22 protein-coding genes are annotated in these 19,888 nt (G+C 56.0%); 9 read left to right on the top strand and 13 right to left on the bottom strand.

The features are described 5' to 3' along the window. Positions 1–5: 5 nt before the first annotated feature. The 6 genes from IEW66_RS00780 to IEW66_RS00755 are packed head-to-tail and all read right to left on the bottom strand — an operon-like array spanning position 6 to position 3,159. Positions 6–161 carry a 50S ribosomal protein L39e gene (locus tag IEW66_RS00780; RefSeq protein ID WP_075056771.1) on the bottom strand — a complete coding sequence of 52 codons (156 nt, stop codon included), beginning with the start codon at positions 159–161 and terminating at the stop codon, positions 6–8. Then, complete coding sequence (locus IEW66_RS00775; protein WP_075056793.1) at positions 161–508, bottom strand: DNA-binding protein; 348 nt, start codon at positions 506–508, stop codon at positions 161–163. The genes IEW66_RS00780 and IEW66_RS00775 overlap by 1 nt, the downstream gene beginning before the upstream one ends. A 10-nt stretch (positions 509–518) precedes the next feature. After that, entirely contained in the window at positions 519–974 is a 456-nt protein-coding gene (locus tag IEW66_RS00770) for a 30S ribosomal protein S19e (RefSeq protein ID WP_188679484.1), read from the bottom strand. Between the two features lie 36 nt (positions 975–1,010). After that, complete coding sequence (locus IEW66_RS00765) at positions 1,011–1,589, bottom strand: class I SAM-dependent methyltransferase (RefSeq protein WP_188679482.1); 579 nt, start codon at positions 1,587–1,589, stop codon at positions 1,011–1,013. A 20-nt stretch (positions 1,590–1,609) separates the two neighbouring features. After that, positions 1,610–2,176: a class I SAM-dependent methyltransferase gene (locus IEW66_RS00760; RefSeq protein WP_188679480.1), complete on the bottom strand. Its 567-nt coding sequence runs from the start codon at positions 2,174–2,176 to the stop codon at positions 1,610–1,612. Next, entirely contained in the window at positions 2,173–3,159 is a 987-nt protein-coding gene (locus IEW66_RS00755; protein ID WP_188679478.1) for a VIT1/CCC1 transporter family protein, read from the bottom strand. The genes IEW66_RS00760 and IEW66_RS00755 overlap by 4 nt, the downstream gene beginning before the upstream one ends. Positions 3,160–3,315: 156 nt before the next feature. Here IEW66_RS00755 and IEW66_RS00750 point away from each other — a divergent pair, with 156 nt between their 5' ends. The 4 genes from IEW66_RS00750 to IEW66_RS00735 all read left to right on the top strand — a co-directional run bounded on the left by IEW66_RS00750 (position 3,316) and on the right by IEW66_RS00735 (position 9,535). Then, a complete protein-coding gene (locus tag IEW66_RS00750) occupies positions 3,316–4,680 on the top strand; it encodes an acetyl ornithine aminotransferase family protein (protein WP_188679476.1) in 1,365 nt (454 codons plus the stop codon). Positions 4,681–4,790: 110 nt separating this feature from the next. Then, positions 4,791–5,489 (top strand): tetratricopeptide repeat protein, encoded by a 699-nt coding sequence (locus tag IEW66_RS00745; RefSeq protein WP_188679474.1) that lies wholly within the window; start codon positions 4,791–4,793, stop codon positions 5,487–5,489. A gap of 5 nt (positions 5,490–5,494) precedes the next feature. Continuing rightward, positions 5,495–7,357, top strand: coding sequence for an ATP-dependent DNA helicase (locus IEW66_RS00740; RefSeq protein ID WP_188679472.1), 1,863 nt, complete (start codon positions 5,495–5,497; stop codon positions 7,355–7,357). Between the two features lie 375 nt (positions 7,358–7,732). Continuing rightward, positions 7,733–9,535 (top strand): chloride channel protein, encoded by a 1,803-nt coding sequence (locus IEW66_RS00735; protein ID WP_188679470.1) that lies wholly within the window; start codon positions 7,733–7,735, stop codon positions 9,533–9,535. 31 nt (positions 9,536–9,566) lie between these two features. Here the strand turns inward: IEW66_RS00735 and IEW66_RS00730 are convergent, their stop codons facing one another. Further along, on the bottom strand, positions 9,567–9,743 hold the full coding sequence (locus tag IEW66_RS00730; RefSeq protein WP_188679468.1) for a hypothetical protein: 177 nt from the start codon (positions 9,741–9,743) through the stop codon (positions 9,567–9,569). A gap of 525 nt (positions 9,744–10,268) precedes the next feature. Here IEW66_RS00730 and rimI point away from each other — a divergent pair. Then, a complete protein-coding gene (rimI, locus tag IEW66_RS00725) occupies positions 10,269–10,730 on the top strand; it encodes a ribosomal protein S18-alanine N-acetyltransferase (RefSeq protein ID WP_188679466.1) in 462 nt (153 codons plus the stop codon). Between the two features lie 22 nt (positions 10,731–10,752). Here rimI and IEW66_RS00720 read toward each other — a convergent pair whose 3' ends face one another. Next, positions 10,753–11,958, bottom strand: coding sequence for a methionine adenosyltransferase (locus tag IEW66_RS00720; RefSeq protein ID WP_188679465.1), 1,206 nt, complete (start codon positions 11,956–11,958; stop codon positions 10,753–10,755). Between the two features lie 160 nt (positions 11,959–12,118). On the opposite strand from IEW66_RS00720, the gene IEW66_RS00715 reads away from it, so the two are divergent. The 3 genes from IEW66_RS00715 to IEW66_RS00705 are packed head-to-tail and all read left to right on the top strand — an operon-like array spanning position 12,119 to position 14,223. Beyond that, positions 12,119–12,667, top strand: coding sequence for an inorganic diphosphatase (locus IEW66_RS00715; protein WP_188679464.1), 549 nt, complete (start codon positions 12,119–12,121; stop codon positions 12,665–12,667). Next, a complete protein-coding gene (locus IEW66_RS00710) occupies positions 12,660–12,971 on the top strand; it encodes a hypothetical protein (RefSeq protein ID WP_188679463.1) in 312 nt (103 codons plus the stop codon). Before IEW66_RS00715 ends, IEW66_RS00710 begins: the two co-directional genes overlap by 8 nt. Before the next feature lie 19 nt (positions 12,972–12,990). After that, positions 12,991–14,223 carry an MDR family MFS transporter gene (locus tag IEW66_RS00705; protein WP_306789762.1) on the top strand — a complete coding sequence of 411 codons (1,233 nt, stop codon included), beginning with the start codon at positions 12,991–12,993 and terminating at the stop codon, positions 14,221–14,223. On the opposite strand, the gene IEW66_RS00700 is transcribed toward IEW66_RS00705, so the two are convergent. Both IEW66_RS00700 and IEW66_RS00695 read right to left on the bottom strand, forming a co-directional pair. Then, positions 14,200–15,066 carry a UbiA-like polyprenyltransferase gene (locus IEW66_RS00700; RefSeq protein ID WP_188679461.1) on the bottom strand — a complete coding sequence of 289 codons (867 nt, stop codon included), beginning with the start codon at positions 15,064–15,066 and terminating at the stop codon, positions 14,200–14,202. The genes IEW66_RS00705 and IEW66_RS00700 overlap by 24 nt on opposite strands. A gap of 3 nt (positions 15,067–15,069) precedes the next feature. Then, the gene (locus tag IEW66_RS00695) at positions 15,070–16,500 is read right to left on the bottom strand and encodes a menaquinone biosynthesis decarboxylase (protein ID WP_188679460.1); all 1,431 of its coding nucleotides are present in this window, start codon (positions 16,498–16,500) and stop codon (positions 15,070–15,072) included. Between the two features lie 145 nt (positions 16,501–16,645). On the opposite strand from IEW66_RS00695, the gene IEW66_RS00690 reads away from it, so the two are divergent. Then, positions 16,646–17,356, top strand: a complete 711-nt coding sequence (locus IEW66_RS00690) for an alpha/beta fold hydrolase (RefSeq protein ID WP_188679458.1) — start codon at positions 16,646–16,648, stop codon at positions 17,354–17,356. Here the strand turns inward: IEW66_RS00690 and IEW66_RS00685 are convergent. Genes IEW66_RS00685 through IEW66_RS00675 form a run of 3 tightly spaced genes read right to left on the bottom strand, consistent with a single transcriptional unit; the run spans position 17,335 to position 19,674 of the window. Next, complete coding sequence (locus IEW66_RS00685) at positions 17,335–18,081, bottom strand: carbon-nitrogen hydrolase family protein (protein ID WP_188679455.1); 747 nt, start codon at positions 18,079–18,081, stop codon at positions 17,335–17,337. The genes IEW66_RS00690 and IEW66_RS00685 overlap by 22 nt on opposite strands. Further along, positions 18,078–19,274: a bifunctional phosphopantothenoylcysteine decarboxylase/phosphopantothenate--cysteine ligase CoaBC gene (coaBC, locus tag IEW66_RS00680; protein WP_188679453.1), complete on the bottom strand. Its 1,197-nt coding sequence runs from the start codon at positions 19,272–19,274 to the stop codon at positions 18,078–18,080. Before coaBC ends, IEW66_RS00685 begins: the two co-directional genes overlap by 4 nt. Next, positions 19,261–19,674, bottom strand: a complete 414-nt coding sequence (locus tag IEW66_RS00675; protein ID WP_188679451.1) for a PaaI family thioesterase — start codon at positions 19,672–19,674, stop codon at positions 19,261–19,263. The genes coaBC and IEW66_RS00675 overlap by 14 nt, the downstream gene beginning before the upstream one ends. Positions 19,675–19,888: the final 214 nt, after the last annotated feature.

Raw genomic sequence — 19,888 nt, 5'->3', positions numbered from 1 at the left:
CCACCTCACAGCTTCAGCGAGGACCTCCTCCAGTTCCTCCTCTTGGTGTTCTGTATTACCTTCCTGTTCGTCCTCATCATTACCCAGGCTGGTACCCTGCTGTTCTGCTTCACCTTCTTCAGAAGCCTGATCTTTCTTCCGAGTCCCTTATTCCTGCTCATTACTTACTCCTCCTCTCAATGTGCGTTTCCCTCTTGTTCTCGCTCAGCCTCTCGAGCAGCTGCCTTATGTCTGCATCAGTCAGGACCCTGTTGATCCTGCCCATTGACGCAAGCTGGATCAGCTGGTTCTCAACGCTGTCTGCCAGGTCCGGCCTCACGAGCCTCACGTTTGCCAGTCTCTCCCTGGCTTCAGGATCAAGGATCTGGCGGAGGATCTGCTGTCTCCTGGCCCTCTCAGCCTCTATCTGCCTCTGCCTTTCCTGCACTATCTGCTGCTCGGCCAGGCTCCTCTGCATCTCCTCAAGCTTACGGCGCCTCAGCGCCTCCAGTTCCTCATCATCATCCATCTCTACCACTTCAGATGTACTTGGCAAGCGATGGCTCCTTTTCAGCGAGCTTCTGCAGCACCTCCCTTGACACCTTGTCTATCAGGGACTGGCCCTGTGGTGATATCACCCTTCCCTTTGTACCGTCTTTCCTCACATACCCCAGCGATTCAAGGGTCTGGAGCATGTGCCTGACTATGAACCTGCTCCCCTTTGCCGGGTGGTACCTCTTCGACCCCCTGTCCACCTTCCCCCCATACTCCTCGCTGAGTCTGGATATGCCCACAGGCCCGTTCAGGTAAACCTTCCTGAGCGTGGAGGCGAGCCTCACATAATACCAGTCATCGTTCTGCCAAGGCCTCTCCCTGTGTATCCCTGCCTTCAGGTACTTTGTCCACTCTGGTTCCTTTATCCTGTCATCAAGCTTCAGCTTCTCTGCCAATGCAGATAGTAATGCGTCTGGCGGCACTTTCCTTGGATCAGTCATGGACCATCACAATCGGTGGGTTTATTTAAACGGGTCTTATAATGTTTTCTTGTTGTCTCCGTGGCCCTGCAATTCATATGTGTGGATGTAGTGTATCTCCAGGTAAGCCTTCCTGACAAGCCTGAATCCCCTACCGGTCATGAGCGTTGCCAGTTCGTTATCCGCTATCCTGACCTCAAGGGGCGGCCCTATGCTCTCCACCTTCTTGAACTCTACAAAGGTGACCTGGAGGCCCGGGCGTGACCTGTTCAGGAGGACATCGATCAGGCCCTCACGGCACCTGAGGTCGTGGAAGCTGTTGCTGAAGAACACCTTGTTGAACTGCACCTCGGGAAAGACCTCGCATATGTCCGTGTTCCACACATCCACGTTCTTCACGCCACCTCCCTTCACTCTGTCCTCAATGTACCTGGCTGCGTCCCTGTCCCTCTCGACAGCGTATACCTTGGACGCAAACCTTGAGAACAGGATCGAGTAGTAACCGTCACCTGACCCCACATCTATTATCGTGTCTGATGGCCCTGGCAGCACAGCGGAGAGGACGGCAGCGTCCGGGACGTACCTTGAGCGCATCTCCGATATCCTGGCGTAGTCGAACTTGTGCTGGCCCTCCATATCCAGGCATGGGTGAAAGGTCAATAATCCTTTCCAGCACCCTTCCTGCCCAGGAACCACCTGTAGGCCACCGACCTGCCGGAGGCAAAGGCATTGAAGAGGTGCATTATGCCCTCCCACTCCTCACTATCCACGTCCCTGACGTCCCGGCTCTTCCTCCCGCTGCCAGTGACACTCATGAAGATCATGCCACCACCCCTGAGTATCCTGAGGGCCTCAGCCACCGCTCCCCTGTGGTCGACCGCGCAGCAGAGCATGAGGTGAGAGAATATGAAGTCCACAGAACCGTCGGGAATGAAGCCCAGCTCCGAGGCCCTTGAGAGATGGGCCTCCACGTTCTTCAACCCTCTGGCCTCCACCTTCCGCCTGAGCACGTCAACCGCCCTGCTGTCAGGGTCGATTGCAATGACCTTGGCTTTTGGCCTCATCTTCGCGATCTTTTCCGTGAAGTAGCCAGGGCCAGAGCCCAAGTCGCAGATCACGCCGGACTCAGGGAGGTACTGTGCAACGATCCTCAGCGGTGATGGCTCCAGTACCCGGAGCGGGTTCGAGAGTATGAAGGGCGGAAGGTGCCTGTCTTCAGTCATAGGACAGTAATGTGCAGGAAGATATGAAAGAGTTCACCAACCGTGTATGTGGCAGCTGAGGCTATGAGCGAGAGCGCTGTGGCCTTTATGGCATTCCTGCCTATGCTCAGCCCCATAGAGAGCGAGACTATTGAGTTTGAGAGAGCCTCTGCCACCGCAACCAGTACCACTGACACTGCGAGGGCAGGTATCCTGGGCAGCAAAAGGAATGGAACTATTGGCACCAGTGCGCCTATGATATAGGAGTAGGCCACGGTTAGGGCCGACTCTGCACTCTCACCCTCTATGCTCGCTATCTTACTCTCGGCCCTGCCGTCCATCCTGAACAGGCTCTTCTTCATCTCCTCGTTTATCCTGTACTGGCTCTCTGTGCTCTGTGACAGGTACGCGCCCACAGTCATGCTTATCGTGCCACCTATTCCAACCACCAGTCCACCCAGAGCGATTATGAAGTGATCGACTATTATGGCGGAGAGCCCGGCCAGTGCGGCCAGGACCTCCACAAGGCCGTCGCTCATGCCGTAGATTATGTCCCTGCTCCTCTGGACATCCTTCCTCGTCCTCTCTATACTGTTCTGGAATATCTCCTCGTGGCTCACCTCTTCCCTTATTATCTTCTCCAGGCCCTGCCTCATCGGGTCACCGTCCGGCAGGCTGTCAGCGTATTCCCTGTACATCTTCACAGTTGATATCTCCCCGTGCTCCAGCATCCTAACCGTAAGCACCGTTCCCAGTATTCGCCTCAGAAAGAGTAGGAGCGAGATCTTGCCATACCTGGGCCTTATGTGCGATACGCTCTCCCCGCTACTCTCTATTGCCTTCCTCCAGAAGTCGGAGTGTTCCCTCTCGACATCGGAGAGCCTGGCGAGGCTGTCTCCAAGGTCGGTGCCCTTCATGGTTCCAGAGAGTTTCCTGTAGAACTCCATGTCCGTTATCTCGTCTCTGTAGAACTCCTCGTAAGCGGCGGTGGCCTGACCCTTCATCCCTTTACTATGCCTGTGCTGTGGTTAAAACTTTCCTCAAAGTTTATCATTCCTGTAAAGCCACCCTTACCCCTGGCATTACGAATCTCGTAATAACCATACGATTATGTTTGAATAAAATATATATTATTAGTTTGTATAATTTTTCCGATACACATGATGAAGGAATCAAAGGCATCCGCCGAGCTCAACAGGATACAGATCAGGGTAACTCCGCCAGGGCCGGAGGCCAAGAAGATAGTGAAGAGAGACCATGATGTGCTGGCAAAGAGCACAAAGTCACTCCCAATAGTCGCGAGGAGGGCAAGGGGCGTCTTTGTGGAGGATGTCGACGGAAACGTTTACCTTGACATGGCGAGCGGGATCAGCGTCACCAACCTGGGCCACGTGCACCCCAGGGTCACCGCAAGGGTGGAGGAGCAGCTCAGGAAGCTATGGCATTTTGCCGGCACGGACTTCTACTACGAGGAACAGGTACTGGCCGCAGAGGAACTGGTGTCAGTGACGCCAGGGAGCTTCAGGAAGAAGGTCTTCTTCACCAACAGCGGGACGGAGAGCAATGAGGCTGCCATCAAGATCGCCAAGGCCGCCACAGGGAAGCAGCAGTTTATAGGCTTCATAGGCGGGTTCCATGGCAGGACCCAGGGCTCGCTGTCGTTCACTGCATCGAAGCCCATCCAGAAGAAGGGCTTCTTCCCCTCCATGCCTGGAGTGGAGCACGTGCCTTTCCCTGACCCATACAGGAACCCGTTCGGCATAGACGGGTACGAGGAGCCAGAAGAGCTGGTGAACAGGACGATCGATTACATCGACCGCTTCGTCCTCAAGACCTACCTGCCGCCGGAAAACGTGGCGGGGTTCCTGGTGGAGCCCATACAGGGAGAGGGGGGATACGTTGTTCCGCCGAAGGGCTTCCTAAGGTCACTGAAGAAGCTGGCGGACGAAAACGGGATCCTCCTCATGGTGGACGAGGTCCAGACCGGGTTCGGGAGGACAGGGAAGTTCTTCGCATCAGAGCACTTTGGCATAGAGCCTGAGGTGCTTACAGTGGCCAAGGCAATCGCATCGGGCATACCCATGGGAGCCGCAATAGTGCACGAGAGGCTGGACTTCCCAGAGTCGGGGTTGCACTCCAACACGTTCGGTGGCAACGTGCTGGCCTCTGTCGCCTGCATAGAGACCATCAGGGTCATGAAGGAGGAGAAGGTCCTTGACAATGTGAACAGGGTGGGGCCATACCTGAAGAAGAGGCTCCAGGAGCTGTCAGAGAGGTACGAGTGCATAGGCGATGTGAGGGGCATCGGCCTGATGCTGGCCATAGACTTCGTGAGGGACAGGAAGACAAAGGAGCCGGCCAGGGAGCTGAGGGACAGGGTGGAATACAAGGCATTCGAGAACGGCCTGATACTCCTCTCCACAGGCCAGAGCGCCATAAGGATAATACCTCCACTCATAATAACGGAGGAGCAGGCAGACATGGGTGTTGAGGCCCTGGAGAGGGCCATCAAGGCCTCCATCTGATCTCTTAGGGTGACAGGTAACCCTCACCATTTTTCGTGGCCAAACGACCACCCCCTATGGATCTGGAGAAGGTGGGGAAACGTTTAACACTAGCTAGACATGTGGATATCGTGTCAAGCAACTTCAAACCTCTGGACCGATCCGAACTTGCGGACGATTACAATGAGAGGGGGATATCATACTTCAACATACAGAAGTACCCTGAGGCAATAAAGGAATTCACGAAGGCCATAAAGATCCTGGACAACGAGCCGGACTTTTACTACAACAGGGGCCTGGCATATTACTCGATGAAGATGCTGGAACAGGCCGTCAAGGACTACAAGAAGGCTATAGAGTTATACCCGGAGCACGCGGACTACCACAATGCACTTGGCTCCGTTTACGAGGACATGGGGAACCTTGAGGAAGCACTGAAGGCATTCAACAGGGCAATTGAACTGGAGGGCGACGTGCCAGACTACTATTACAACAGGGGAAACGTCTACTGGAAGATGCAGAGGTTCCAGGACGCTCTGGCCGACTACACGAAGGCAGTGCAGCTCAACTCACAGGACCCAATATTTCTCTACCGCAGGCACGAGCTCCTCGCATACATGGGAAAGTACGGGGAAGCGGCCCGCGACATGCTGGAGATCATAAAGCTGACGCCCGGGGTGCCTGCATACTACGTGGACGCTGCGGACCTCTTCATAAAGGCAGGTATGAGGGAGAGTGCCATAGAGGTGCTAGAGGAAGGCATCAGGGCATACCCGGACTCAAAGGAACTCAGGGATAAATACGAGAGCTTATCGGAGAAGCAGGTGTAGACAGTTTGAACCTGCCATACACGCTCAGAACCTATCAGGAAGAGATCATACGCTTCATACACGCGAAGCTTGAGGGTGGCAGCAGCGTTGCCTTTGAGTCCCCAACCGGCACCGGCAAGACGATAACTGCACTGGTCGCCGCCATCGAGTTCGCAAGGAGGAAGGGGAAGAAGGTCCTCTATGTAACCAGGACAAACAGCCAGCAGGAGCAGGTGATAAAGGAGCTCCGCCTCCTGAAAAGGGGCGAGGAGATCAGGGCAGTGCCATTCCAGGGACGGGCCAACCTTTGCCTGCTTTACGGCGAGATCGAGGAGTCCAGGGACTTCACCTCGGAATCCCTCTCAAGGTTCTGCTCCCTCAGGAAGAAAAAGGTGCTGAACGGTGACCAGAGCGCGTGCATTTACTACAACGAGAAGGTCAGTTCGCCCGAGGTCTCCTCGTACATATACAGCACAGTCCCGGATGTGGACTCCATTTACAACTACGGCCTGGACAACGTGGTGTGCCCGTACGAGGCCCTCAAGTGGGCACTGAGGGACGCTGAAATCGTCATAGTGCCCTATGCACTCTACTTGAACCCCGTGACGGCGCAGAGGCTCCTGTACAGCTGGGGTGTGGAGAGGGAGGACCTTGTGGTTGTGCTGGATGAGGCGCACAACATTCCCACAATAGCAAGAGAGCTGGCCTCATTCGAGATTGCTGTCGGTTCAGTGAACGCCTCAGAGCGCGAGGCCCAGGAGTACGGCGACTTCGAGCTCATGCCTGGCTACAGGACCTCCGATCTGTGCGAGATGGTGAGGAACGCCATATACGACATAGTCAGGGACAAGGTCGGAGAGAGCGAGGAGGTCAGGATACCGTTTTCAGACCTCAGGGAGTACATCATGGTGGGCAACCACATCTCAGGCGAGACATACGATGACCTGCTCCGCTACCTGGAGATAATGGGCGAGTTCGTGGCCGAGCAGAAGGAAAAGTCGGGGAAGGTGCCGAGGAGCAGGATACTGCACCTCTACAACGTCCTGTCCGCATGGGAAAACGTGGATGAGGATAGGTACGTTGCTGTTGCCTCCTCTGAAGGGGGCGGAAAGCTGATAGCGGCGTGCCTTGACCCCTCCTCGCTCCTCACGCCGCTGAAGGTATCGAAGACAATACACATGTCGGGCACTCTGGCCCCATTTGATGTCTACCGGGATCTAACAGGCTTCGAGGATATGAATTTCCTCTCAGTACCATACATGTTCCCGCGCGAGAACAGGTCGATCGTGTACTATAGCGGCCTGAGCACGAGGTTCAGTGAGTTCAACGAGGAGACTGCAGAGAGGATGGCCCGGATGATAAGGGACCTCATATCGACGGTGGCAAGGAACACGCTTGTCTTCTTCCCCTCATACAACGTCAAGCAGAAGGTCTGCGGATACCTCGATGGTATGCGCTACCTGAACGAGGAGAGGGATATGAGCCAGATCGAGGTCATGGACCTGGTGAACAGGTTCAGAAAAGGGGGGCTGCCACTCTTCGCGGTCACAGGGGGTAGGATCGCAGAGGGGATGGACTTCCCCGGTTCCGAATTGGAGATGGTCATCATAGCAGGCCTTCCTTTTCCAAAGCCCACGGCACAGCAGAGGGCACTCCAGGAGTACTATGAGCGCAAGTACGGTCGCGGGTGGGAATACGCAGTCGTCTTCCCGACGGTGATCAAGCTGAAGCAGGAGATAGGCAGGCTCATAAGGAGGGAGGACGACGTTGGGATGGCCGTGATACTGGACAGGAGGGCGAGCATGTTCAGGAAGTACATACCTGACATGAGGGAGAGCCTGGACCCAGTGAGGGATGCAGAGGCCTTCTTCACGATGTCCAGGAACTAGGCAATCTGTAGAATGCAGGCGCATTCACCACCCAGCCCGTCCCTGGCTTTTCGCATGAAGGGTGACTGGTGCACGCGGCCCCTCGCCTGCCTTGCCGAGGGCCTGCGGCCAATGTACAGTCAGGGAACCGGTTGCTGAAAGGTTGCCAGGATCCACCTGCTTTCCCATGATGGTTATGCAGCGCAGCCCATGGTCAGGCACCGGAGGCGCATCTGCTGGTAATGCCATTCCCTGGGATCAATGATCCCAGAAACGTCGCAGGTGCATTTTTCATATGGACGGTGGCCATGGCCCCGCAGCACAGGAGCATTCCTGGCGAGCAGAGATTTAAGAATGATCAATCGATATGCTTAAACGCTGGAAAGTGCATAACGTATGGTTGAGCCGGCACGAGCTGCATCCCGTAAAGGCCTGCAGTGGATACTCAGGAACGATGTGACAAAGTGGGTCTTTCTGGGTATCCTGATAGGGATCGTTGCCGGCGTGGGCTCTATAGCCTTTTACTTCCTGATCAAGCTGATGACTGGACTCATGCTGACCGGCATAACGGGGTTCGTGCCACCGGAGCCCCTGGGCGAAGGTGGGAGCCTGGCATACACCCTTGGCCACTACAGGTGGTACCTGCTTCCAATTTCACTGGCCGCAGGAGGCATCCTGAGCGGGCTGATAGTCTACAACCTGGCTCCTGAGGCCGAGGGGCACGGCACGGATGCGGCAATAAGCGCTTTCCATAACAATAACGGAAAGATAAGGAGGCGGGTGCCAATAGTAAAGCTGGTGGCCTCTGCAATAACCATAGGCTCAGGTGGCAGCGCCGGCAGGGAGGGCCCGACAGCACAGATAGCGGCTGGCTTCGGCTCATTCGTAGCAGATGTCTTCAGTCTCAACGACCACGACAGGAGGATCGCAGAGGCAGCTGGGATCGGCGCGGGCATAGGCAGCATATTCATGGCACCCCTGGGTGGGGCCCTTCTCAGCACCGAGATACTCTACAGGCGCGACTTCGAGGTGGAGGCCCTCATACCTTCAATAATAGCGTCAGTGGTCGGCTACTCCATCTTCGGTTACCTCTTTCAGTACAGGCCAATCTTCTACACTGACCCCTCATTCCTCTTCTTCGAGAGGCCGGAATCTTTGCTCGCGTACGCCCTTGTGGGCATCCTGGCAGGCCTGCTTGGCAAGGTCTATGTAAATGTGTTCTACGGCATCCAGGGCCTGTTCAGGAAGTGGAACATAACTAGGTTTGCAAAGCCGGCCATCGGCGGCCTTCTTGTGGGCCTGATAGCCATAAAGTTCCCCCAGGTTCTCGGCCTGGGGTACGGCTGGGTGCAGCTACTCCTCAACGAGAACCTCTACCTGATGCCACTCTACATCCTAATCATCCTGATCTTCGTGAAGATCGTGGCCACGTCGCTGACAATAGGCTCAGGCGGCTCAGGTGGAGTGTTCGCGCCAGGAATAGTGATAGGCTCCTTCTTCGGCGCAGCCATGGGCATCATACTGCACCCCCTGTTCCCCTACCTAAACATTGTGGAGTTCACCATAGTGGGCATGATCTCCTTCTTCGGCGGGGTGTCGAAGGCACCGATTTCGGTTCTCATAATGGGGACGGAAATGACCGGCAGCTTCGCACTCTTCCTGCCCCTCATGCTCAGCACGACGCTCTCATACTTCGCGTCAGGAGTGAACACCTCAATCTACAGGGCCCAGGTGCTGGACAGGGCACATTCACCAGCGCATGCTGCGGAGTACGAGAGGCCAATAATGGACCAGGTCCCGGTTTACAAGGCGATGAGGACGGAGTTCAACTACGTCACCCCGGATGACGACCTGCGCAGTGCGCTCCCGAAGTTGAGGGAAACAAGGACCAAGAATCTCCTCGTTATGAATGGCCACAGCCTTAAGGGGATACTTTCACTGGACATGATAAAGTCTGGCATGGATGTGAACTCACTCAAGGTATCTGACGTGATGAGCACAGATGTACCCACCATAAGGTACGATGCGAATATTCACGAGGCCCTTGACAGGCTTATACGTTCAGACCGTGGCATCCTGGCGGTGATCGATGAGGACAACACAACGGTAAAGGGCATCATCGGGCTCCCAGACATTGCAGAGGCGTACAACAGGGAGATAAGGCGCATCAAGCATGAACTGATGCAGGGCGAGGGTTAGAGGCCTGATACAGTGCAGGGAGTGCCTTGCACTATCCAACGGGGCATGTGCCCTCCCTCAGAGTGCTGTGATGCCGCACCCTGAGTGCATCCAGAACCATGTGACCAGGCGCACCGCCATTCAAGAACAGGTTCTGTCCGGCCAGGGCCACCTGAACTATCTGTCCATAGGATCTGTTGTTAGCCTCGCCCGCTGTGTCGTCTGCCATCTTTCCTTATCTTCCCAAGAAATCACACCTCCCTGGGGCCAAGCGACCCCCCATCTGCTACTGATGTCATGCACCCACATCCATTCACAAGCGCTCTGGCCTGACACACCCAGGGTTCCTGGCCATCCTGGTCTCCCGGTGGCGCCGCATGGCCAACCCTATGGCCACTGCACGAACGCCTTACACTGAACCCGTGACACTGTCGGCCTGACTGATCCGGGAAAATGTGGAAGCCCCTTGCCGCCCGTGCCCGTCCTCATGAATTCAGGAGGTGTGATCTACCTGAACCCGCAGGCCCAACACATCCTACCAAGCTCTCCATGCTTGAAGGAAAGAGTGGCACCATGGGCCTTGAAGTGGGATATAAAGGAGTCTAGAACACCAGAGATACAGCACTTTAGATGAATTGCAAGCGCAATCATTGACAGTTAAAGGCACTACTTGGGTATCACTGTACAGGGAAGTTATGCAACATGCCTGCCGGAACCGAAACGGTAATACGCAGAACCTCAATATGAGCGTTAAATGGCGCTTCACACTGTACCTGTGAGGTACGTGAGGAACTTCAGGAAGCAGGATCTGGACAGGGTCGTAGATATAGGGAACTCCTCCCTCACGGAGTATTACACACCAAGCCTGATAATGGACCTCTACAGGTCATGGCCAGAATCCTTCATGGTTTACTGTGTGGGCTCCGAGATTGTGGGTTTCATTGTCGGCTCAAGGCAGTCAGACATTGACGCAAGGATACTCCTCCTCGCCGTGGATGCGCGCTACAGGAACCAGGGGTGCGGGTCAGCGCTCATGGACTCTTTCCTCAGGCTCTGCAGGGATTGCGGCATCAGGAGCGTGAGGCTCGAGGTCAGGACGGACAACGAGAAGGCGATTTCATTCTACAGGCGCTATGGCTTTTCGATAACATCAACCCTGAAGTCCTACTACAGCGACGCATCAGATGCGTACGTGATGTGGAAAATACTTGAGTGAAAAAGAGAGGGCCAGTACACCCTCAGAAGACACTTATCTTGCCCTCAACGAACATCTGCGTGAGGTCGCCAATCCTCTCAAGCCTCTGGTCCGCTATGTTCCTTATGTCGTTCTTGTGCTTGGACGGATCTACGTTGTCGTCGTATATGACCTGTATGTTAGCCACGTGCGGGTCATCCACCCTCCTGCCTATCTGCGACACGATCCTGACCAGCACTTCCTCAACGTCCCCACCGTGTTCCTTGATTATGTCCTGGGCGATGAGGTTCGCGAGGACATTGTAGAGCTTGCCAACATGCGTGACAGGGTTCTTGCCCGCTGCCGCCTCCATGCTCATGGGCCTGTAAGGCGTGATCAGGCCCGTGACCCTGTTGCCCCTTCCCACGGAGCCGTCGTCACCGTTCTCCATGGATAGGCCTGTCACGGTGAGGTAGTGGCTCACAATTCCAGTCTCGTCCTTGTCCGCTGTATTGATATACACCCTGACCTCCTTGTCAGTTATCTTTGACGCGTTGTCCTCCACCATGGTCTTCAGTTCTTCCTTTATCGAGAAGTACTCGCTGCTGTCCCTCACATACTTGTCCACAAAGGCCGCCGCTATGGTCAGGTTTATGACGTCCCTCTGCCTGAAGCCCATGACTTTCACGTCGTAGCCTATTGCTGGCAGCTTGCTCTTCACAGCCGGGCCGTTTATGAACTTCTCAGTGGCGAGCACAAGGTTTTCGGTATCCGTGAAGGGCGCGAATCCCACACCGAAGGAGGTGTCGTTGGCCTTAAGCCTCTGTGTGTCGTAGACGGCCCTCAGGTCCACAGAGCCCTGCCCGATCCTGCAGTCTATCATCACGTCGGCGTCCATGTCGAGGTGCTTGAAGTTGCTCCTCAAGTACTCCTTCGTGGCCTTCGTTGCTATGGACTTGTACGGTATCCTGTCCTCATTGACCTTTGTTGTTGCCCTGCCTGAGAGCAGGATGTATGTGGGCTCAAGCACCATTCCGCCTCCGAACTTGGGTGCTGCCTGGCCACCAACCACCTCCACCTGGTCGGTGTTGTGGTGCAGTATCCTCCCATAGTGCTCGATGTAGTACTTGCTGAGCGCCCTGCTGACGGCCTCAGCAATTCCATCGGCTACACTGTCAGGATGCCCGATGCCCTTCCTCTCAACGATCTCGACTTCCCTTGCAGATGTCTTTGTCTGGTTTATCTTTTCAACCGTGATGTTTCTCTCCATAGCTTTCCAGCGACTATTGGAGGTTAAATATTAAACCTTCTTAGCAGGTCCCCATAAATGCCTGGCGTTGAGAAAATATTATCTACAGTAATAGAAACAGTGCAAAACATTATCACTCATAGATGCACAATTCTAAATAAACTGTATGGGATAAGCAGGTATGGTGAAGAACGGCAGCTACTGGCACATGCTACCACCTGGACCTAAGCCTCCTGAGGAGATCTATGTGGTCATAGAGACGCCACGGGGGAGCAAGAACAAGTACGAGGTGGCAAAGGACCATGCTGGCATAGTACTGGACAGGGTCCTGCACTCCTCTGTCATGTATCCCGTGGACTACGGCATGATACCGCAGACCTACTACCTTGACGGTGACCCCATTGATGTGCTGCTCCTCACAAGCGAACCGCTGTTTCCCGGTACAATCGTTGAGGCCAGGCCCATAGGCCTGATGAAGATGGTGGACCAGGGCGACGTTGACGACAAGGTGCTCGCTGTGGCCAAGGGCGACCCGGTGCACAGGAACCTCAGGTCCTACAGGGAGGTCAACGAACACAGGCTGAAGGAGATTGCAAACTTCTTCGAAACTTACAAGATCCTGGAAAACAAGAAGACCGAGGTGAAGGGCTGGGAGGACAGGGACAGGGCCCTGGCAGAGATCGAGAGATCGATAAAGATGTATAAGGAGAAGTTCGGAGAGGATGAGTGAAGGCAGGTACGCCGTTCTCTCCCTTAGCCCTGGCAGCATCCTGGTTGACAGGTCACTGTCAGGAACGCCCATGGTACTGAGATTCGCCTATTCTCCAGGCCCGTGCAGGGACGGTACATGCCAGCCTATTAGGAGGGCGGTGTGCACCGCCTCCACAGCCGGGGCCAGGGGGCTCGTCAACCTCGAAGTGGATGGGGTGCAACTCAGCCTGACGCCTGAGGTGGCGGAGGAGATAAGGAAAGGGAGGAGAAACGTTATCATAAAGAGGAGCATCACAGGGAAAATCAGGGTTTCAGGCATATGACCCTGTGAAGGTGTGATCCATTACGCGGATAGGTTCTCGCTTCCTGCTGCATAACAGGAACCTCTGGGCAGTCAGCCTTGCATCTGCATTCAGGTCCATTGGCTTCGGCGCCACCTGGCCATTCGCGGCCATATTCTTCGAGGAAGGCCTGCACATCCCGGTTTACCTGGTGGGTATAATCTTCACCCTGAACTCGGCGACTTCCATAGTGTTCAGCATCGTCGGCGGCGCCCTCTCGGACAGGATAGGCAGGAAGGGGACACTGCTCACAGGCTCCTTATCAGGCGTCCTCATATATGCTGCCATATTCGCTGACCTGATCGGGCCCAGGCAGGCAGCCTCCATTGTTGCCCTCTTCATACTCTCCGCCATCTCAGGGGCGCTCGTCTTTCCCTCTGCATCAGCACTGGTGGCAGACGTGACCACAGAGGACGAGAGGACGGACGGTTACGTCATATACAGGATCATGTCCAACCTGGGCTGGGCCATCGGCCCCATAGCCGGCGGAGTCCTGTACGAGTACCACTTCTCCCTCATATTCATGATGGTCTCGGTGACCTCGCTCATGCAGTTCCTCACAATCGTGTTCTTCGTGAGGAATGTGAAGGCGAGGCAGAACACGGCCAAGAAGCGGTCCGGATATCTCGTGTTTGACAGGTACCTCCTCACCTTCTCCCTCGGGACGTTCTTCCTGACCATCGTGACTTCACAGTTTTCCGTGACACTGCCTGTCTACTCGTCTGTTTATGAGGGCATCACTGGCCTCAGGCTGGGGCTGGTCTATGCGGTCAACGGCACGGTTGTTGTCCTGGGGCAGATGCCCATCACCTCGCTGATGAAGAGGTTCGATGACGTAACCACCATGATGGCAGGGGCAGCTGCCTACGCCTTGGGCTATCTGCTTGTGGGGTTCTCGGGCTCATTCTACCAGCTCATGCTCGATATGGCCATAATCACCGTTGGCGAGGACATGACATCGCCCATCATGAACACAATAGTATCAAGGATAGCGCCACCGGACAGGGTCGGGAGGTACATGGGCTTCCTGGGCATGATGAACTCCACAGGCAGGGCCCTCGGGCCATCCGTCGGCTCCTTCCTCCTCTTCATCTTCTCCTTCGAGAGGCCACTGGTGTGGGTGGGCGTGGACATCTTCGCCCTAACATCCGTGCTACTCTTCACGGCCTTCCGGGCAATGCTGCTCAGGAGGGACCGTTTATCAAGCCCATCATATGGCTACAAGGTTCAGTAGCCATGTCGATACTACCAGCCCGATGAAGAAGAGTATGCCTATGAACGAGTTCGCACCGAGGAAGGAGCGCCTGACGCTCCTTGGGTCCCCTGGGTCAAGGCTCACGTGCTGGAACACTATAAGGAAGAGTATTGGCACGAGGACTGCAACGTATGCCCATGTAGGGTAGTAGAAGGCTATTGCCACAAGGTCCAGGAAGGTCACAGCGTGCGTGATCTCGGAGATCCTCAGCGCCTTTCGCACACCGTACTTTGTGACCAGTGTCTTCAGGCCGTTCCTTATGTCAAACTCCCTGTCAGGGATCACGTAGATTATGTCGAACCCGGCTATCCAGAGAGAGGACGCTATGAAGGTGAGGTACAGCACTGGGTCCGCTGGAAATACAGGCCTCACTGCCAGGTATCCGCCCAGGACACCAACGCCTATGGTGGAGCCCATGAAGTAGTGCCTCCAGGCCGTGATCCTCTTCATTATTGGGTCCGCTATGAACAGCGCCAGGACTGCAGGGGAGAGGAGGAGCACGAGGCGGTTGAGCGCCAGGGTGGCCAGCTCGAAGATCAGGGCGAACGCCACGGTGAGAGCTATTGCCCCGCGCATGCTTATCTTCCCTGAGACCAGGGCCCAGTCCCTCTTCCTGGGGTTGATCGCATCGTAGCGCCTCCCCAGTATCCTGTTCACTGACATTCCTGTGGCCCTGGCGAACGTGGTCGCCACAAGTACAAGGAGTATCTTGACTGGGTAGACATGGGGGCCAGATGCTATGACGGTGCCAGCAAAGACGAACGGCAGGTCGAAGACTGTGTGCTCCAGCTTTATGTAGTCCACTATGTCCTTGGCTTTCATGCCCTACAGCCCGTATGACTTCCACTTTTCTCTAACTTTCTCCTCTATGTCCCTCCTCATCTCAAGCACGTCAGGCCACCTCCTCTGGTACCCCTCCTCAGGCCCCTTCCTGGTGGCATCAATGCCCATCTTTGAACCGTAGTTCGGCAGGACTGAAGCGTGGTCAAGCGTATCGGTTACTGTGCCCGGTATTATCACCACATCCCTCTGCGGGTCGATCCTCGTTGACATTGCCCAGAGGACCTGGAACCTGTCGTGCACGTCCACGTCCGCATCCACAACAACCACTATCTTCGAGAACATGAGCTGGCCCATGGACCAGAGCGCAAACATCACCTTCTTGGCCTGCCCCGGGTAGCGCTTCCTGATGGACACAACGACCATGTTGTGGAAGGCCCCCTCTTCCATGGTGTTCATGTCCACTATCTCCGGCACCTGCACCTGTATGATCGGCAGGAACATGCGCTCTATGGCCTTCCCGATCACCACGTCCTCGTGCCAAGGTTTTCCAACGATGGTGGTTGGATATACAGGGTTCTTCCTCTCAATGACCCTCCTCACGTGGAACACCGGGAACTGGTCTTCCAGTGAATAGTAGCCAGTGTGGTCGCCGAACGGGCCCTCGACCCTGGTCTCTGATGGGTCCACATAGCCTTCAAGTACTATCTCTGCGTTCCTAGGGTACTCAAGAGCGACTGTCTGCCCCCTCACGAGCTCGAAGCGCCTCCTGGCCAGGAGGCCCCTGAAGGAGAACTCATCTATGCCGTTTGGCAAAGGTGCCACTGCGCTGAATATGGTCAGCGGGTCGCTCCCTATGACCACTGCCACATCCATCTCCTTCCTTGTGGCACCCATGTTCTCTGCGCCCCCCTTGTGGATGTGCCAGTGCATGCCCGTGGTCTCTGAATCGTAGACCTGCATCCTGTACATGCCGACGTTCCTCTGGCCCGTCTCCGGGTTCCTGGTTATCACGAGAGGTAAGGTTATGAATGGCCCCGCGTCCTGTGGCCACGTCCTGCATATCGGGTACCTGTATAGGTCGACCTCCTCCAGCACCCTGTGGGATGAACCGAAGCCATCAACGACCTTCGGCCTCAGGCCGCCCAGCTCCCTGAGCATGGACAGGCCCCTACCGATGAGGCTCTCAGTGTCATCCGGAGGCTTCACTATGGAGCGCAGGTGCATGCCTATATCCATTGGGTCTCCACCGAGGATCTCCCTCATGACATCCGGTGAGGTGAATATGTTTCCAAGGGCAGGCACCTCCGAGCCCTTCACGTTCTCGAAGAGCAGCGTCCTCCTCTTCCCTATCCTGAGCTCCTCGCTCATTATGTGGGTGAGCTCCAGGTCCGGGTCAACCTGCTCCCTGATTCTGGCCAGCCTGGATGACCGCTCTGCGTACTCCACGAACTCACGGAGGTCCTCAAACACCATGCGACCTCTAATGCGATGCAGGTTATCGTTTTTTGTGAAGTCTGCCTTGGGATTTTGCCTGCCCATCGACCTGCAGGCCTGGGCCCAAGGCCCTATCTAACCACATGCTGCACAAGCGATATCACGGCCATTGCCATCACCCATTATGGAGAGGCGCTCTTTCAGCAGTTCCTATGGGACCGTATCATACCTCTACAGGGCTGGCAGGCACCCGCTCATCCTGCTTCACGGCCTCGGCGGGTCGGGGAACAACTGGATGCGGATGGAACCGTTCCTGGACACGGACCTGGCTCTTTACATGGTAGATATGGCCGGGCACGGTTACTCCACAAGGGATGTCCCCGAACCATCAATCGATGTCCAGTGCAGGATACTGCAGGAGTTCATCCAGGGGGTCGGCATCGATCACTTTTCCATCATGGGCAACTCGTACGGTGGCTGGGTTGCGCTGCGCCTGGCCCTCGGCTATGTGCTCCCCGAAAAGATGGTGCTCGAGGACAGTGCTGGGACGAACCCAACTGTGGCAGAACTCGGCAGGGAGGAGGGGGAGAGGTTTGTCAGGAGACTCGTCTCGATCGACAGGAGGAACGACGAGGAGACCATGAGGAAGTACGTCTTCTGGAACGCCACCAGGGAGAGGAAGCTCACATGCGAGGACCTTGGGAGAATAGGTGTGCCAGTGCTCGTTATATGGGGCACCGAGGACGATGTGATTCCAATAGACTACGGGAGGAGGATGGCTTCCTGCCTGCCCAGGGCACAGTTCTCGGAAATACATGGTGCCGGCCACACGCCGCACCACTCGTCTCCCCAGGTGGTTGCGGCCCTTGTGAATCACTTCGTCCTCAGGGAGTAGTGGCCCGGGTCCTCCTCCGCCCTGGTGTCCACCAGGTCGGCCACATCCGTGCTCAGCTCAACCAGAGTGAACACATCGCCTGCCTGCAGTTCCCTTAGCAGCACCCCTTTCCCTGCCCTCTCCATCCATGTAACCATGGACCCGGAGCCGAACATCTCAGAGCTGGAGTTGACCGATATGAAGGGCAGCCTGTTCTCCAGCGACCTGGCCCTGACGTATATGTGCCACATGTCCCTGAAGTCCCTATCTATGAGGGACGGATTCAGTATCAGCCTGGCACCCATTCCGGCCTGCATCTTGCAGTAGTACGGGAAGTCCACATCATAGCATATGCACACACCTATCCTGCACAGGTGCGTGTCGAAGACCTTCACTTCGCTCCCCGGCGTGTAGCTCTTCTTCTCGGACCTGAACAGTGAGACCTTGTCCTGCCATCCTATGAGCTTGCCCATATCGATCAGCGGTGAGCTGTTGAAGAGCCTCCCATCCCTGTAGACACTCAGGCTGCCGGGGCAGAGCAGTACCCTGTGCCTTGCGCTCATATCCCCATAGAACCTGAGGAGTGAGGACATCTCCGGGCCATCCTGGTCCATCCTGTCAGTTATCCACTTCTCCGGGAAGACCACCAGGTCAGCACCGCTGAATATCCTCTCTTCGTTCTCCTCAAGGAACCCCATGGCCCTCTCCATGTCCATGAGAGGTGCCTGGACAATGCTGGCCCTCATGGAATCACACCCATGACATGCTCGACTATCCGCCTGGCTGCCAGCTCCTTTGGCATGACGCCCAGGTCGAAGGAACCATGCCTTGTGTGTATCACGTACCTGTTACTGACATCACCGAAGGCACCGTCCTGTGCGTCATAGTAGTTGGACACGACAACATCCGGCTCGTACCCTGCGAAATGGCCCCAGACGTCGCTGTCGCCTGAATCTGTCAGCCTGAAGGCTACAAGGTTCCTGGCCTGCAAGGGCCTCAGGGCCTCGACCATCTTCCTCCTGGGGGTGAGTTTCAGTGTTACCTCTGAAGAGCTCGGTATCTTTGAATGGTGCCTGTCCAGTGTGAAATCGGGCAGGGCCGCGCACAGGAACACGCCGTCGAACTGGGCCGATCTCATCGCCTCTGACACCCCCTCCTCAAACTCCTCGGCCGTGTGGGCTGGCCTGAAATTCACGTATGATGGCAGCTGCCTGGAGCAGTTGCCAACGTATTCGATCGCACCAGCACCGAGCCTGTAGAGCCACCTGGATATCCAGTACCCCATGAGACCAGTTGACCTGTTGGTAACAACCCTCACTGGGTCGATGACTTCCTCTCCCCTGCCGGACACAACGAGGTACCTCCCGCCCCTCTGGCCCGCCAGCGCCCTGGCGACAGCGTCTATGACCTCTGCAGGCCCGGCCAGCTTGGCCTTGCCCTCCTCAACCACAGGCTCAACGAACAGTGCACCCATCGAGCGGAGTATGTCTGTGTTCCTGCGCAGTGCCGGAGACCTGAACATGCCCTGGTGCATTGCCGGGACGAACAGCACGGGCACACCACTCCCCACTGCGTTACTGAACATGAGTGGCTGCACCTCGTCCGCTATCCCGTTGGCACACTTCCCTATGGTGTCAAAGGAGGCTGGCATGAGCACCAGGGCGTCAGAGCCCTCCACATCAGAGATGTGTTCAAGCCTCCCAGAAACCTCGGTTATCACATCGTTTCCAGATGCCCACCTGAAGACCTCGTGGGAGATGAGGGCCTGCGACGCCTTCCCCATGGCTACCTTCACTTTGGCCCCCTCCCTCCTCATCTCCCTTATTATGTCGGGGACGCGGTATATGGATATGCTACCCCCGGTGGCAACGAGAATCCTCCTGCCCTCCAGGCACCCTGTGTTGATGCCTCTCCTCGGGGCCGGCTCATCTACCCCCATCTTCCCTCACCAGGAACCAGACACCGGTTCCAGTTGCGCAGAGTTTCCCATCGCCGTCTACCAGCCTGATGTCGCAGAAGGCCACGTTCTTCCCGCTCCTCAGCACTCTCGATTCAACGGAAACCGGGCCAGTGGAAACCGGCCTCAGAAAGTTAACGTTCAGGTTGACGGTGAACTCATTGACCACGCCATCATCACACATTGCGGATATTCCGCCCGCAGCGTCCATCAGGGAGCACACGGCCCCGCCGTTCATCATGCCACCGAACCTCTTCAGGCCATCGCCAAGTTCGACTTTGAGGGAGACGTACCCCTTCTCCAGCGCGGTAACGCTTATGCCGAACCTGGAAAGGTAAGCGTCATTATCCACTATGGCCTGCGCCATTTCCACATCGATCATATGTTATGGGACATGGCTTCGTGCACTTAACTTTAGCACAGCCATGCAATCATGAATGGCAGGCCGCCCACCAAGTCACAGGCATTCCTGTTCAGATGGTGGCTGCCAGGTTGCACCGGGCCAACTGCCAGATGCTGTTGATGGCCCCTCATGCGGTGGAGGGCCCGTTAAACGGTGCAGGTTTTCCCCACTGCCCTGGAAAAATGATTTAAGC

It is taken from the genome of Thermogymnomonas acidicola (genome assembly GCF_014646795.1).
GTDB lineage: Archaea > Thermoplasmatota > Thermoplasmata > Thermoplasmatales > Thermoplasmataceae > Thermogymnomonas > Thermogymnomonas acidicola.
This window is presented reverse-complemented; position numbering and strand designations above follow the sequence as displayed.

Coding starts and splice junctions, on each gene's coding strand:
- IEW66_RS00780 (WP_075056771.1), bottom strand. CDS start 161: ATGAGCAGGAATAAGGGACTCGGAAGAAAGATCAGGCTTCTGAAGAAG.
- IEW66_RS00775 (WP_075056793.1), bottom strand. CDS start 508: ATGGATGATGATGAGGAACTGGAGGCGCTGAGGCGCCGTAAGCTTGAG.
- IEW66_RS00770 (WP_188679484.1), bottom strand. CDS start 974: ATGACTGATCCAAGGAAAGTGCCGCCAGACGCATTACTATCTGCATTG.
- IEW66_RS00765 (WP_188679482.1), bottom strand. CDS start 1,589: ATGGAGGGCCAGCACAAGTTCGACTACGCCAGGATATCGGAGATGCGC.
- IEW66_RS00760 (WP_188679480.1), bottom strand. CDS start 2,176: ATGACTGAAGACAGGCACCTTCCGCCCTTCATACTCTCGAACCCGCTC.
- IEW66_RS00755 (WP_188679478.1), bottom strand. CDS start 3,159: ATGAAGGGTCAGGCCACCGCCGCTTACGAGGAGTTCTACAGAGACGAG.
- IEW66_RS00750 (WP_188679476.1), top strand. CDS start 3,316: ATGATGAAGGAATCAAAGGCATCCGCCGAGCTCAACAGGATACAGATC.
- IEW66_RS00735 (WP_188679470.1), top strand. CDS start 7,733: ATGGTTGAGCCGGCACGAGCTGCATCCCGTAAAGGCCTGCAGTGGATA.
- IEW66_RS00730 (WP_188679468.1), bottom strand. CDS start 9,743: ATGGCAGACGACACAGCGGGCGAGGCTAACAACAGATCCTATGGACAG.
- rimI (WP_188679466.1), top strand. CDS start 10,269: ATGGCGCTTCACACTGTACCTGTGAGGTACGTGAGGAACTTCAGGAAG.
- IEW66_RS00720 (WP_188679465.1), bottom strand. CDS start 11,958: ATGGAGAGAAACATCACGGTTGAAAAGATAAACCAGACAAAGACATCT.
- IEW66_RS00715 (WP_188679464.1), top strand. CDS start 12,119: ATGGTGAAGAACGGCAGCTACTGGCACATGCTACCACCTGGACCTAAG.
- IEW66_RS00710 (WP_188679463.1), top strand. CDS start 12,660: ATGAGTGAAGGCAGGTACGCCGTTCTCTCCCTTAGCCCTGGCAGCATC.
- IEW66_RS00700 (WP_188679461.1), bottom strand. CDS start 15,066: ATGAAAGCCAAGGACATAGTGGACTACATAAAGCTGGAGCACACAGTC.
- IEW66_RS00695 (WP_188679460.1), bottom strand. CDS start 16,500: ATGGTGTTTGAGGACCTCCGTGAGTTCGTGGAGTACGCAGAGCGGTCA.
- IEW66_RS00690 (WP_188679458.1), top strand. CDS start 16,646: ATGGAGAGGCGCTCTTTCAGCAGTTCCTATGGGACCGTATCATACCTC.
- IEW66_RS00685 (WP_188679455.1), bottom strand. CDS start 18,081: ATGAGGGCCAGCATTGTCCAGGCACCTCTCATGGACATGGAGAGGGCC.
- coaBC (WP_188679453.1), bottom strand. CDS start 19,274: ATGGGGGTAGATGAGCCGGCCCCGAGGAGAGGCATCAACACAGGGTGC.
- IEW66_RS00675 (WP_188679451.1), bottom strand. CDS start 19,674: ATGATCGATGTGGAAATGGCGCAGGCCATAGTGGATAATGACGCTTAC.